Genomic DNA, 13,615 nt, shown 5'->3' on the forward strand with positions numbered 1-13,615 from the left:
GCCCCCGTCTGTCCCGAAGGACGTACCCACCATGGCCGCCACCCCGCAGAATCCCGCCGCGCCCCGCCGCAAGGTGAGCCGTCACCGTGGTGAGGGCCAGTGGGCGGCGGGTCACTTCACCCCGCTCAACGGCAATGAACAGTTCAAGAAGGACGATGACGGTCTCAATGTGCGGACACGCATTGAGACGATCTACTCCCGGCGCGGCTTCGACTCCATCGATCCCAACGACCTGCGGGGCCGGATGCGCTGGTGGGGTCTGTACACCCAGCGCAAGCCCGGGATCGACGGCGGGAAGACCGCGATCCTGGAGCCGGAGGAGCTGGACGACACCTGCTTCATGCTCCGCGTCCGCATCGACGGCGGCCGACTGACCACCCGTCAGCTGCGCGTCATCGGTGAGATCTCGCAGGAGTTCGCGCGCGGCACCGCCGACATCACCGACCGGCAGAACATCCAGTACCACTGGATCCGGATCGAGGACGTCCCCGAGATCTGGAACCGTCTGGAGGCCGTCGGGCTCTCCACCACCGAGGCCTGCGGCGACACGCCCCGCGTCATCCTCGGCTCGCCCGTCGCCGGCATCGCCGAGGACGAGATCATCGACGGCACCCCGGCCATCGAGGAGATCCACCGCCGGGTCATCGGCAACCAGGCGTACTCGAACCTGCCGCGCAAGTTCAAGACCGCGATCTCGGGTTCGCCGCTGCTCGACGTGGCGCACGAGATCAACGACGTCGCCTTCGTCGGCGTGGTCCACCCGGAGCACGGCCCCGGCTTCGACCTGTGGGTCGGCGGCGGTCTGTCCACCAACCCGAAGATCGGGCAGCGCCTCGGCGCCTGGGTGCCGCTGGACGAGGTGCCGGACGTCTTCGAGGGCGTCATCTCGATCTTCCGTGACCACGGCTACCGCCGGCTGCGCACGCGCGCCCGGCTGAAGTTCCTGGTCGCCGACTGGGGCGTGGAGAAGTTCCGTCAGGTGCTGGAGGACGAGTACCTGGGGCGCAGGCTGACCGACGGCCCGGCGCCCGCGCAGCCCGTACGGCGCTGGCGCGACCACGTCGGTGTGCACCGGCAGAGGGACGGGCGCTACTACGTCGGGTTCGCGCCGCGCGTGGGCCGCGTGGACGGGGCGACGCTCACGAAGATCGCGGACCTCGCCGAGGCCCACGGCTCCGGCCGGGTCCGGACGACCGTCGAGCAGAAGATGATCGTGCTCGACGTCGAGGAGGACCGGATCGACTCGCTCGTCGAGGGCCTGGAAGCGCTCGACCTCAGGGTGAGGCCGTCCACGTTCCGGCGCGGCACCATGGCCTGCACCGGCATCGAGTACTGCAAGCTCGCCATCGTCGAGACCAAGGCGCGCGGTTCCGCGCTGATCGATGAACTGGAGCGCCGCATCCCGGACTTCGACGAGCCGATCACCATCAACGTCAACGGCTGCCCGAACGCCTGTGCGCGCATCCAGGTGGCGGACATCGGTCTCAAGGGACAGTTGGTCATCAACGACAAGGGCGAGCAGGTCGAGGGCTTCCAGGTGCACCTGGGTGGCGCGCTGGGTCTCGAGGCCGGATTCGGCCGCAAGGTGCGCGGTCTGAAGGTCACCTCCGAGGAACTGCCGGACTACATCGAGCGGGTGCTCAAGCGATTCGAGGCGGAGCGCGAGGACGGCGAGCGGTTCGCGACCTGGGCGGCCCGGGCTTCCGAGGAGGCACTGTCGTGAGCGAGCGAGCGGCCCCCTTCTACTGCCCCTACTGCGGCGACGAGGACCTTCGTCCGAGCGAGCAGGGACATGGGGCATGGGAATGCGCGGCGTGCAATCGAGCCTTCCAGCTGAAGTTCCTGGGCCTGCTGGCCCGGGGGCTCCAGCGAGCCGACAGCGGAGGGGACGAGATATGACGACGACTCAGCAAGAGCGCACCACCGACGAGCTGAAGGCGCTCGCCGAGCAGGCGGGCCGCGACCTGGAGGACGCCTCCGCGCTGGAGATCCTCCGGTGGGCGGCCGACACCTTCGGGGGGCGCTTCTGCGTGACCTCCTCGATGGAGGACGCCGTGGTGGCCCACCTCGCCTCCCGCGCGATGCCGGGTGTGGATGTCGTGTTCCTCGACACCGGCTACCACTTCCCGGAGACCATCGGCACCCGCGACGCGGTCGAGGCCGTGATGGACGTCAACGTCATCACGCTGACCCCCCGTCAGACGGTCTCCGAACAGGACGCCGAGTACGGGCCCCGGCTGCATGACCGCGACCCCGACCTGTGCTGCAGGCTGCGCAAGCTCCAGCCGCTGCAGGAAGGGCTCACGGGCTACGACGCCTGGGCGACCGGACTGCGCCGCGACGAGTCCCCGACGCGGGCCGACACCCCCGTCGTCGGCTGGGACGACAAGCGGCGGAAGGTGAAGATCTCGCCGATCGCCCGCTGGACCCAGGACGACGTGGACGCGTACATCGCCGAACACGGCGTCCTCACCAACCCGTTGCTGATGGACGGCTATGCCTCCGTGGGCTGCGCCCCCTGCACCCGCCGGGTCCTGGCGGGCGAGGACGCGCGCGCCGGCCGCTGGGCGGGCCGCGCCAAGACCGAGTGCGGGCTGCACGGCTGACCATGAATCGGCTTTCCAGAGACGTTCCGACAACCAGGGAGACCCACGTGACAACCGGAGCCACCGTCTGGCTCACGGGTCTGCCGAGCGCCGGCAAGACCACGATCGCCTACGAGCTGGCCGGCCGGCTGCGCGAGGAGGGCCACCGGGTCGAGGTGCTCGACGGCGACGAGATCCGCGAGTTCATCTCCGCGGGCCTCGGCTTCAGCCGCGCGGACCGGCACACGAATGTGCAGCGCATCGGCTTCCTCGCCGATCTGCTCGCCCGCAACGGCGTCAAGGCGCTGGTCCCGGTGATCGCGCCGTACGCGGACAGCCGCGAGGCGGTGCGCAAGCGCCACCAGGAGAGCGGGGCGCCGTACCTCGAGGTGCATGTGGCGACTCCCCTGGAGGTGTGCTCCGTACGCGATGTGAAGGGCCTGTACGCCAGGCAGGCCGCAGGTGAGCTGACGGGCCTGACAGGAGTCGACGACCCGTACGAGGAGCCCGAGTCTCCCGATCTGCGGATCGAGTCCCAGAACCAGACCGTGCAGGAGTCGGCGGCGGCGGTGTACGCGCTGCTCAGCGAAAGGGGGCTGGCATGACGACCACCGTCGCCACGACCGCGGAGGGCACGGACAGCCCGTACGCGCTGTCCCATCTGGACGCGCTGGAGTCCGAGGCCGTCCATATCTTCCGTGAGGTGGCGGGCGAGTTCGAGCGGCCGGTGATCCTGTTCTCCGGCGGCAAGGACTCCATCGTGATGCTGCACCTGGCGCTCAAGGCGTTCACGCCCGCGCCGGTGCCCTTCTCGCTGCTGCACGTGGACACCGGGCACAACTTCCCCGAGGTGCTGGAGTACCGCGACCGCGCCGTCGAGAAGCACGGCCTGCGGCTGCACGTGGCGTCCGTTCAGGACTACATCGACCGCGGGGTCCTCAAGGAGCGCCCCGACGGCACCCGCAACCCCCTGCAGACCCTGCCCCTCACGGAGAAGATCCAGGCCGAGCGGTTCGACGCCGTCTTCGGCGGCGGACGCCGGGACGAGGAGAAGGCCCGCGCCAAGGAGCGCGTCTTCTCGCTGCGCGACGAGTTCTCCCAGTGGGACCCGCGCCGCCAGCGCCCCGAGCTGTGGCAGCTCTACAACGGCCGCCACGCGCCCGGTGAGCACGTCCGGGTGTTCCCCCTGTCCAACTGGACCGAACTGGACGTGTGGCAGTACATCGCCCGCGAGGGCATCGAACTGCCCGAGATCTACTTCGCCCACGAGCGCGACGTCTTCCGGCGCAGCGGCATGTGGCTGACCGCGGGTGACTGGGGCGGCCCCAAGGACGGCGAGACGGTCGAGCGGCGTCTGGTGCGCTACCGGACCGTGGGTGACATGTCCTGCACCGGTGCCGTCGACTCGGAGGCGGTGACCCTGGAGCAGGTGATCGCCGAGATCGCCGCCTCCCGGCTCACCGAGCGCGGCGCCACCCGCGCCGACGACAAGCTCTCCGAGGCCGCCATGGAGGACCGCAAGCGCGAGGGGTACTTCTAGCCATGACCACGACCACGGAACTCTCCGCCACCACCCTCCTGCGGTTCGCCACCGCCGGTTCGGTCGACGACGGCAAGTCCACCCTCGTCGGACGGCTGCTGCACGACTCCAAGTCGGTCCTCGCCGACCAGCTGGAGGCCGTGGAACGCGCCTCGGCCGGCCGTGGCCAGGACGGCCCGGACCTCGCGCTGCTCACCGACGGCCTGCGCGCCGAACGCGAACAGGGCATCACCATCGATGTGGCGTACCGCTACTTCGCCACCCCTCGCCGGCGGTTCATCCTCGCCGACACGCCCGGCCATGTGCAGTACACACGGAACATGGTCACCGGCGCCTCCACCGCGGAGCTGACGGTGATCCTGGTCGACGCCCGCAACGGCGTCGTCGAGCAGACCCGCCGCCACGCCGCGATCGCCGCCCTGCTGCGCGTCCCGCACGTGGTCCTCGCCGTGAACAAGATGGACCTCGTCGAGTACCGGGAGTCCGTGTTCGCGGCGATCGCCGAGGAGTTCACGGCGTACGCGACCGAGCTGGGCGTCCCCGAGGTCACCGCCATCCCGATCTCGGCGCTGGCCGGTGACAACGTGGTGGAGCCGTCCGCGAACATGGACTGGTACGGCGGCCCGACCGTCCTGGAGCATCTGGAGACCGTCCCGGTCAGCCATGACCTGGCGCACTGCCACGCGCGGCTGCCCGTGCAGTACGTGATCCGGCCGCAGAGCGCCGAGCACCCCGACTACCGGGGCTACGCGGGCCAGATCGCGGCCGGCACCTTCCGCGTCGGCGAGCAGGTCACCGTGCTGCCCTCCGGCCGGAGCACGAAGGTCTCCGGGATCGATCTGCTCGGCGAGCCGGTCGACGTGGCGTGGACCCCGCAGTCGGTGACCCTTCTGCTGGAGGACGACATCGACATCTCGCGCGGCGACCTGATCGTGCCCGGCAAGGACGCGCCCGCGACCACCCAGGACATCGAGGCGACGGTCTGCCATGTGGCGGACCAGGCCCTGACCGTCGGCCACCGGGTGCTGCTCAAGCACGGCACCCGCACGGTCAAGGCGATCGTCAAGGACATTCCCTCCCGCCTCACCCTCGACGACCTGTCCCTGCACCCGCACCCGGGACAACTCGTCGCCAACGACATCGGCCGGGTGAAGATCCGCACCGCGGAGCCGCTGCCGGTGGACTCGTACGCGGACTCCCGCCGCACCGGATCGTTCATCCTGATCGACCCGGCCGACGGCACCACGCTCACCGCGGGCATGGTCGGCGAGTCGTTCGCCGCGCCCGAGCCGGTGAAGGACGACGCCGACGACGGGTGGGACTTCTGATCATGACCACCACCTGCTTCTACTCGATGTTCGCGAAGGAGGGCGGCCGCGTCGGCAGCGGTGCCCTCGGGAGCGGGCAGGGCGGAGTGGCGCGATGTGCGCGATGACGTACGCGCACTGCCTGCGCGCCCTGTCCCCCCACCTGACGTCCCAGAAGCGACGAAGACCCTCAGCCGACCCCCCGGCCACGACCTGAGAGACCGTGACCGCCGGGCCAACGAGAGGACCGCCTCCCGTGCCTGCCAACCGCTCACTGCTTCGCAGCGGCATAGCCACGCTCGCCGCTCTCCCTCTCCTCGCCCTCGCCGCCTGCGGCTACGGGTCCGAGGCCAAGGACGACACCGCCGGCCAGAAGGTCGCCGCCGGAGCCAAGAAGATCGACGGTCTCGACTCCGTGAAGATCGGCTACTTCGGCAACCTCACCCACGCGACCGCACTCGTCGGCGTCCAGAAGGGCTTCTTCCAGAAGGCGCTCGGTGCCACGCAGGCCAAGTACCAGATCTTCAACGCCGGTCCCTCCGAGATCGAGGCCCTCAACTCCGGTGCCATCGACATCGGCTGGATCGGCCCCTCCCCGGCGATCAACGGCTATACCAAGTCCGACGGCAAGAGCCTGCGCATCATCGGCGGTTCGGCGTCCGGTGGGGTGAAGCTCGTCGTCGACCCGAAGAAGATCAAGTCGCTGAAGGACGTCAAGGGCAAGAAGATCGCGACGCCTCAGCTCGGCAACACGCAGGACGTGGCCTTCCTCAACTGGATCGCGGAGCAGGGCTGGAAGGTCGACGCGGAGAGCGGCAAGGGCGATGTCTCGGTCGTCCGCACCGACAACAAGGTCACTCCGGACGCCTTCAAGTCGGGCTCGATCGACGGCGCCTGGGTGCCGGAGCCGACCGCGTCCAAGCTGGTCGCCGCGGGCGGCAAGGTGCTGCTGGACGAGTCGTCGCTGTGGCCCGGCAAGAAGTTCGTGATCACCAACATCGTCGTGTCGCAGAAGTTCCTCACGGAGCACCCGAAGGCCGTGGAGGCGGTGCTGAAGGCGTCGGTCGACACCAACAAGTGGATCAACGCCAACCCGGACGAGGCGAAGGCCGCGGCGAACAGGCAGCTGGAGGCCGACTCCGGCAAGGCCCTGCCGACGAACGTGCTGGACCCGGCGTGGAAGTCCATCCAGATCACCGACGACCCGCTGGCCTCGACCCTGAACACCGAGGCGCAGCACGCGGTCAAGGCCGGTCTGCTGAAGGACCCGAAGCTGGCCGGCATCTACGACCTGACCCTGCTGAACAAGGTCCTCAAGAACGAGGGCGAGAGCACCGTCGACGACGCCGGCCTCGGCGCCGAGTAAGCCCGGATCCCGAAGAGTTCCCAGGAGGTGACGACCATGGCCACCGCCCTCGCCAAGGCCGCCGAAGGCGCCGCGTCGGTGGAGCACGCCGCCCGGATCGAGCATGTCTCGAAGTCCTTCGCCGGGCCCGCCGGGCAGCAGCTCGTCCTCGACGACATCACCCTGAATGTCGCCCCGGGTGAGTTCGTCACCCTCCTGGGGGCCTCGGGCTGCGGCAAGTCCACCCTGCTCAACCTGGTGGCGGGGCTCGACAAGCCCTCCGCCGGCACCATCACCACCCAGGGGCGCCCGGCCCTGATGTTCCAGGAGCACGCCCTGTTCCCGTGGCTGACCGCGGGCAAGAACATCGAACTCGCCCTGAAACTCAGGGGTGTTGCGAAGGGCGAGCGGCGCGGCAAGGCCGAGGAGCTGCTCGAACTCGTACGGCTGAAGGGCTCGTACGGAAAGCGGGTGCACGAGCTGTCGGGCGGTATGCGCCAGCGTGTCGCCATGGCCCGCGCCCTGGCGCAGGACAGCCGACTGCTCTTGATGGACGAGCCGTTCGCGGCCCTCGACGCGATCACCCGGGACGTGCTGCACGACGAGCTGACCCGCATCTGGGCGGAGACGGGCGTGTCCGTGCTGTTCGTCACGCACAACGTGCGTGAGGCGGTGCGTCTGGCGCAGCGCGTCGTGCTGCTGTCCTCGCGTCCGGGCCGGGTGGCACGGGAGTGGACGGTCGACATCGCGCAGCCGCGCCGCATCGAGGACGCCCCGGTGGCGGAGCTGTCCGTCGAGATCACCGAAGTACTGCGTGGGGAGATCCGCCGTCATGGCCAGCACTGAGACCACCGAGCGGACGGCGGACTCCTCCGGCGGGGACAGCGCCGGGCTGGGCGGCCTGGAGGCGGGCCTCGACGCCCTGGAGGTCTCCGCCACCGGCCGGACGCCCTTCCGGCAGACCTTCGTCCACAAGATCCTGCCGCCCCTCGTCGCGATCGCGGTCGTCCTGCTGGTCTGGCAGGCACTCGTCTCTTTCAAGATCGTCGATGATCCGACCAAGCTTCCCTCTCCCGCCGATGTCTGGGGCGAGGTGAAGGACGCCTGGCTCCAGGGCAAGCTGCTCGGCTATATCTGGACCAGCGTCTCGCGCGGCCTGCTGGGCTTCCTGTTCGCCCTGGCGATCGGCACCCCGCTGGGTCTGGTGGTGGCCCGCGTGAAGTTCGTGCGCGCCGCCATCGGCCCGATCCTGTCCGGGCTCCAGTCGCTGCCGTCGGTGGCCTGGGTGCCGCCGGCGGTGATCTGGCTGGGCCTGAACAACTCGATGATGTACGCGGTGATCCTGCTCGGAGCCGTGCCGTCGATCGCCAACGGCCTGGTGTCGGGCGTCGACCAGGTGCCGCCGTTGTTTCTGCGGGCGGGCCGGACGATGGGGGCGAGGGGACTCAGGGGCACCTGGCACATCGTCATGCCGGCCGCGCTGCCGGGCTATCTGGCGGGTCTGAAGCAGGGCTGGGCCTTCTCCTGGCGCTCGCTGATGGCAGCGGAGATCATCGCCTCCTCGCCCGACCTCGGCATCGGGCTGGGAGCGCTGCTGGAGAACGGCCGCAACGCCAGTTCCATGTCCATGGTCTTCGAGGCCGTCATCCTGATCCTGATCGTCGGCATCGCGATCGACCTGCTGATCTTCAGTCCGCTGGAGCGGTGGGTGCTGCGCAGTCGCGGTCTTCTCGTCAAGAGCTGAAGTCCCATGCACTCCCAGCCTGTTCTCCTCGTCATCGCCCACGGCAGCCGCGATCCACGGCACGCCGCCACGGTGCACGCCCTGGTCCGCCGGGTGCGGTCGCTGCGGCCCGGGCTGCGCGTGGAGACCGGCTTCCTGGACTTCAACGTCCCCTCCGTGCAGGGGGCGCTGGAGGCGCTGGCGGCTCAGGAAGTGCGCGAGGTCGTGGCGCTCCCGCTCCTGCTGACCCGGGCCTTCCACGCGAAGGCGGACATCCCGGCGGTCCTGCGGGAGGCTCCGGCCCGGCTGCGGATCCGGCAGGCGGAGGTGCTGGGCCCCTCGCCGCTGCTGCTGCACGCGCTGGAGCGGCGGCTGTACGAGGCGGGGCTGACCCCCGCCGACAAGTCCTCGACCGGGGTCGTGCTGGCCTCGGCGGGGTCCACGGACCCGGAGGCGAGCGCAGTGATCGCTGACATCGCGCGGGAGTGGCGGCACACCGGTTGGTGCGCCGTGCGGCCTGCGTTCGCCTCCGCATCCCTGCCCCGCACCGAGGACGCGGTGCGGGAGCTGCGGGCGGCGGGCTGCGCGCGGGTGGCCGTGGCACCGTACGTCCTCGCCCCCGGCTTTCTGCCGGACCGCATCGCCCGGGGTGCCGCCGAGGCGGACGTGCTGGCCGAAGTCCTCGGGCCCGCGCCGGAGGTGGCCAGGGCGGTGCTGGAGCGCTACGACGAGGCCCGGCTGCCGCTGCTGACGGCCCTCGGGGCCTGAGAGCCCCGGGCCCGCTGGGCGCGCACCCCGTCAACGCACAACCGGCGTGTGCCGGTGGACCCGTCCCGTGGGCTCGGCCTGTACCCCACACCGGGGGCCCTGTGGGGTCATGCTCCCGGAGCGGTCATCTCGGCCAGCTTGACGACGGTGTTCCAGTTCCGGGTGGTGGCGATCAGGCCCTTGGTCAGCCGGGGCTTGGCGAGGTGCTCGGCGAGCTTGGAGCGGCCGAGCCCGTCGGGTGCGTAGAGGTAGAGGGCGCGGTCGCCCAGCCGGAACTCCTCCGGCAGATACACGGCCGGGTCGATCTCGGCGAACCGCTCCGCGTCGACCGGCCGCGAGAAGTACGTGAGATGCAGTTGCCTGCCCTCGAGCCGGTCCGCGGGGAACGGACAGGCCTCGCGTACGGACGTCAGATAGGCGTGGTCGCGCACGATGGCGTCGACGGAGAAACCGAAACGCTTCTCGATCGCCCCGGTGAGCTCGGCGGCGAGGGACTCCTCGTCTCCCCGGTCACAGGAGAAGACGGCCTGACCGCTCTGGAGGTAGGTACGGGCGCCGTCGTAGCCGAGCCCCTCCATCAGGGTCCGCAGTTCGGCCATCGGCAGCTTCCTGCTGCCGCCCACGTTGATCCCGCGCAGCAGCACCGCGTATGTCGTCGTCATCCGCACACCCTAAAGCCGGGCGGACCCTGGGGGCGGGCCCCCGAGAACCCCGAGTAGGTGTAAGGGCCGTCCTCCTCCCCGATGGTGAGGCGGCGGGGTCCGCGGGGAGGAGCCGGGGGGTGTGCGGTTCACCGACGAGCACGAGGTGTGGGCCCTTCTGCCGCCCCTACCGTCGTAGCGAGTGGTGGCGGCAGGGGGCCGTCACCCGCACACGAGGGGGCAAGCCCGTCATGGGGAACGGAGACACACGGGTGCGGGGCATCGCCGCCCGGGCCGGCGGCTGGAGCGCCCGGCACCGATGGGCTGCCGTCGGCATCTGGGTACTGTTCGTCGTCCTGGCCATGGCTCTCGGCTCGGCGGTCGGCCGCGTCGACGTCAAGGACAGCGACCAGATGGGGGGCGAGACGCACACCGCCGCGCGGATCATCCAGGACGCGGGGATCGAGCAGCCGGCCGGTGAGACCGTCCTGGTCCAGGCCAGGGACGGCCGGACCACCGCCACGGACCCGGAGTTCCACGCCGCCGTCACCGCGGTCGTGCGGGCCGTCGAGGGCACCGGGCGGGTGACGGATGTGACGTCTCCGTACGACACCAAGACCATTTCCCGGGACGGCCGCAGCGCGCTGGTGCAGTTCGACATGCGCGGCGACGCGGACACCGCGGGCGTCCGGGTCGAGCCGGTGCTGCAGGCCGTCGCCGGGGTCCAGAAGGAGCACGGGCGGCTGCGGATCGAGGAGATCGGCGGCGCCAGCATGCAGAAGACGTTCTCCGACGCGTTCGGCGACGACTTCAAGCAGGCCGAGTACTCCGCGGTGCCGGTGGCGCTCGGCATCCTGCTGATCGCGTTCGGCGCGCTGGTCGCCGCGCTGCTCCCGGTCGCGCTCGCGATCACCGCGATCATGGCGACGATGGGTCTGATGGGCCTCGTCAGCCATCTGCAGGCGATGAACGACACCGCCAACTCCGTGATGCTGCTGGTGGGCATGGCCGTCGGCGTCGACTACTGCCTGTTCTACCTGCGGCGCGAGCGTGAGGAGCGGGCGGCCGGCCGCGACCCGGGCACCGCGCTGCGGATCGCCGCCGCGACCAGCGGACGCGCCGTCATCGTCTCCGGTGTCACCGTGTGCGTCGCCATGGCCGGCATGCTCTTCACGGGCATCGCCACCTTCGAGGCGATGGGGCTGGCCTCACTGATGGTGGTGGCGGTCGCCATGGTCGGTTCGGTGACCGTGCTGCCCGCGCTGCTCTCCCTCCTCGGCGAGCGGGTGGAGAAGGGCCGTCTTCCGTTCCTGCGCCGGCGGCGCGGTGCCGGCGCCCGTTCCTCCGCCGAGGGCAGCCGGCTGTGGGCCGCCGTGCTCAAGGTCGTCCTCGCCAGGCCCGCCGTCTCGCTGGTGGTCGCGGCGGGTGCGCTGCTGGCGGTCGCGGCGCCCGCGCTCGGCATGAAGACCCAGAACCTGACGATGGACCAGGAGTTCGGCGACAAGCTGCCCATCGTGGCCACGTACAACCGGGTCAACGACGCCTTCCCGGGCGGCTCCGAGCCGGCCCAGGTGATCGTCCGGGCGAAGGACATCAACGCCCCCGACGTGAAGTCCGCGCTCGCCGACTTCCGGGCGCAGGCGATCAGTTCGGGCGCCTCGCGTGGCCCGGTGGACATCAGGCTGCACGACGCGCAGAACGTGGCCGTGGTCTCCGTCCCGCTGGTCGGCGGCTCGGACCTGGACCGGGCGGGCAGGAGCCTGGAACTGCTGCGTGACAAGGTGCGGCCGGACACCCTCGGCAAGGTCGAGGGCGTGCAGGCGCCGATCACCGGGCAGGTGGCGGGCTCGCACGACTTCAATGACCAGCTCGTCGGCTCGGTGGTCCCGGTCTTCGCGTTCGTCGTGGTCTTCGCCTTCCTGCTGATGCTCGTCTCCTTCCGCTCGCTGACGGTCGCTATCACCTCGATCGCGCTCAATCTGCTGTCGGTCGGCGCGGCGTACGGCATCCTGGTCGCCGTCTTCCAGCACGGCTGGGGCGCCTCGCTGGTGGGCGCCCACGGCGTGGGGGCCATCGTCACCTGGCTGCCGCTGTTCCTCTTCGTCATCCTGTTCGGTCTCTCGATGGACTACCACGTGTTCGTGGTCTCCCGGATCCGCGAGGCGCGGCTGCGCGGCCGGACGACGAAGGAGGCCATCGCGCACGGTGTGGTGACGACGGCGGGCGTCGTGACCAGCGCCGCGGTCATCATGGTGGCCGTTTTCGCGATCTTCGGCACGCTGTCGATGCAGTCCATGAAGCAGATGGGCGTGGGCCTCGCCGCGGCGGTGCTCATCGACGCGACCGTCATCCGGGGCGTGCTGCTCCCGGCCGTGATGGCCCTGCTGGGCGAACGGAACTGGTACCTGCCGAAGTGGCTGCACCGGCTGCCCGACCTCACACACGACGAGTCGGCCCTGGCCTCCCCGCCGCCTCCGCCGCCGGCGGTGGAGGGGGAGAAGGTCGGCGTCTGATCCCTGCCGGTGAGGACACCGAGGGCATGCGTGGCCGGGGTGAGCATCCCGGCCACGCATGCCGTGTTCACCGGCCGCGCCACCGTCCCCTCCGGCCACGTTGCCGCGCTCACGGCCGCACCGCCACCATCACGCGTTCCGCGGCGCCGGATCGCGCGGCCCCTCCCCCCGTAGGCGGTGACCCCACGCACACTGCGCGACCTGGGGGAATGCGACACTGGCGGTGCGGACGGCCGGGGCGGCGGCCCGAGGGGTGTGTGCCCCGGCGGTTGTTCACCAGGGCATCAAGGACCGCGGCGAGGCACGGAGACGAACACATGGACGAGGCAACGGCGCGCGAGCTGCTGGCGGCGGCGGGCGTGCTGCCCGGGCCGGCCGGGGACGCGCGACTCCTCGCCCTGGGCGAGAACGCGGTGTTCGCCGCCGGTGAACTGGTGGTCAAGGTGGGCCGCGACGCCGAACTCCTGGACCGGGCACGGCGGGAGCTGGACACCGCCGTCTGGCTCGCCGAGGAGGGCGTCCCCGCCGTACGGGCCGCCGAGCCCCGGCCGCTCCTCGTGGACGGCCACCCGGTGACGGTGTGGCACCGGCTGCCCGAGCCCGTACGCCCCGCCGAGCCGCGGGACCTGGCCGAACTGCTGCGGATCGTGCACGCACTCCCCTCCCCCTCCTTCGATCTGCCGCCCCGCGATCTGCTGGGCGGTGTGGAGCGCTGGCTGCGGCTGGCGGGCGACGCGATCGATCCTGCCGACGCGGCGTATCTGCGCGAGCGCCGGGACGGGTTCGCCGCCGCGGCGGCGGCCCTGACGCCGCATCTGCCGCCGGGCCCCATCCACGGCGACGCGCTGCCCCGCAATGTGCACATCGGCCCGGACGGACCGGTGCTGGTGGACCTGGAGACCTTCGCCGCGGATCTGCGCGAGCACGACCTGGTGGTCATGGCACTGTCCCGCGACCGCTACGGCCTGCCCGCCGAGGCGTACGACTCCTTCACCCGGACCTACGGCTGGGACGTGCGCGCCTGGGAGGGCTGTTCCGTGCTGCGGGGCGCGCGCGAGACCGCCAGTTGCGCCTGGGTCGCGCAGCACGCGCCCAGCAACCCCAAGGCACTCGCCGAGTTCGAGCGGCGGGTGGCGTCCCTGCGGGACGGGGACGAGACCGTTCGCTGGTATACCTTCTGAGCCCTGCGCTCT

At 70.8% G+C, this 13,615-nt stretch carries 13 protein-coding genes; 12 read left to right on the plus strand and 1 reads right to left on the minus strand.

The features are described from left to right. The first annotated feature begins 31 nt into the window (after positions 1 to 31). The 10 genes from ACIP94_RS12515 (at position 32) to ACIP94_RS12560 (ending at position 9,268) form a co-directional block, all read left to right on the plus strand. Positions 32 to 1,723 carry a nitrite/sulfite reductase gene (locus ACIP94_RS12515; protein WP_402423497.1) on the plus strand — a complete coding sequence of 564 codons (1,692 nt, stop codon included), beginning with the start codon at positions 32 to 34 and terminating at the stop codon, positions 1,721 to 1,723. Beyond that, complete coding sequence (locus tag ACIP94_RS12520) at positions 1,720 to 1,899, plus strand: hypothetical protein (RefSeq protein ID WP_365155433.1); 180 nt, start codon at positions 1,720 to 1,722, stop codon at positions 1,897 to 1,899. The genes ACIP94_RS12515 and ACIP94_RS12520 overlap by 4 nt, the downstream gene beginning before the upstream one ends. Next, a complete protein-coding gene (locus ACIP94_RS12525) occupies positions 1,896 to 2,606 on the plus strand; it encodes a phosphoadenylyl-sulfate reductase (protein ID WP_402423500.1) in 711 nt (236 codons plus the stop codon). Before ACIP94_RS12520 ends, ACIP94_RS12525 begins: the two co-directional genes overlap by 4 nt. Before the next feature lie 47 nt (positions 2,607 to 2,653). After that, entirely contained in the window at positions 2,654 to 3,190 is a 537-nt protein-coding gene (gene cysC / locus ACIP94_RS12530; protein ID WP_402423503.1) for an adenylyl-sulfate kinase, read from the plus strand. Beyond that, on the plus strand, positions 3,187 to 4,125 hold the full coding sequence (gene cysD, locus ACIP94_RS12535) for a sulfate adenylyltransferase subunit CysD (protein ID WP_402423506.1): 939 nt from the start codon (positions 3,187 to 3,189) through the stop codon (positions 4,123 to 4,125). Before cysC ends, cysD begins: the two co-directional genes overlap by 4 nt. 2 nt (positions 4,126 to 4,127) lie before the next feature. Beyond that, positions 4,128 to 5,453 (plus strand): sulfate adenylyltransferase subunit 1, encoded by a 1,326-nt coding sequence (locus tag ACIP94_RS12540; protein ID WP_402423509.1) that lies wholly within the window; start codon positions 4,128 to 4,130, stop codon positions 5,451 to 5,453. Positions 5,454 to 5,688: 235 nt separating this feature from the next. Beyond that, the gene (locus ACIP94_RS12545; RefSeq protein ID WP_402423512.1) at positions 5,689 to 6,798 is read left to right on the plus strand and encodes an aliphatic sulfonate ABC transporter substrate-binding protein; all 1,110 of its coding nucleotides are present in this window, start codon (positions 5,689 to 5,691) and stop codon (positions 6,796 to 6,798) included. Between the two features lie 36 nt (positions 6,799 to 6,834). Further along, entirely contained in the window at positions 6,835 to 7,623 is a 789-nt protein-coding gene (locus tag ACIP94_RS12550) for an ABC transporter ATP-binding protein (protein WP_402423514.1), read from the plus strand. Then, positions 7,610 to 8,521, plus strand: coding sequence for an ABC transporter permease (locus tag ACIP94_RS12555; protein WP_402423516.1), 912 nt, complete (start codon positions 7,610 to 7,612; stop codon positions 8,519 to 8,521). Before ACIP94_RS12550 ends, ACIP94_RS12555 begins: the two co-directional genes overlap by 14 nt. A gap of 6 nt (positions 8,522 to 8,527) precedes the next feature. Next, positions 8,528 to 9,268, plus strand: a complete 741-nt coding sequence (locus ACIP94_RS12560) for a sirohydrochlorin chelatase (protein ID WP_402423519.1) — start codon at positions 8,528 to 8,530, stop codon at positions 9,266 to 9,268. Positions 9,269 to 9,375: 107 nt separating this feature from the next. Here ACIP94_RS12560 and ACIP94_RS12565 read toward each other — a convergent pair whose 3' ends face one another. After that, positions 9,376 to 9,930 carry a DUF1697 domain-containing protein gene (locus ACIP94_RS12565; protein ID WP_402423522.1) on the minus strand — a complete coding sequence of 185 codons (555 nt, stop codon included), beginning with the start codon at positions 9,928 to 9,930 and terminating at the stop codon, positions 9,376 to 9,378. Between the two features lie 230 nt (positions 9,931 to 10,160). On the opposite strand from ACIP94_RS12565, the gene ACIP94_RS12570 reads away from it, so the two are divergent. Together ACIP94_RS12570 and ACIP94_RS12575 are read left to right on the plus strand one after the other, a co-directional pair. Continuing rightward, complete coding sequence (locus ACIP94_RS12570; RefSeq protein ID WP_402423524.1) at positions 10,161 to 12,422, plus strand: MMPL family transporter; 2,262 nt, start codon at positions 10,161 to 10,163, stop codon at positions 12,420 to 12,422. 317 nt (positions 12,423 to 12,739) lie between these two features. Then, positions 12,740 to 13,603: a phosphotransferase enzyme family protein gene (locus ACIP94_RS12575; protein WP_402423527.1), complete on the plus strand. Its 864-nt coding sequence runs from the start codon at positions 12,740 to 12,742 to the stop codon at positions 13,601 to 13,603. Positions 13,604 to 13,615 lie beyond the last annotated feature (12 nt).

This window comes from Streptomyces sp. NPDC093261 (assembly GCF_044753645.1).
Lineage (GTDB): Bacteria > Actinomycetota > Actinomycetes > Streptomycetales > Streptomycetaceae > Streptomyces.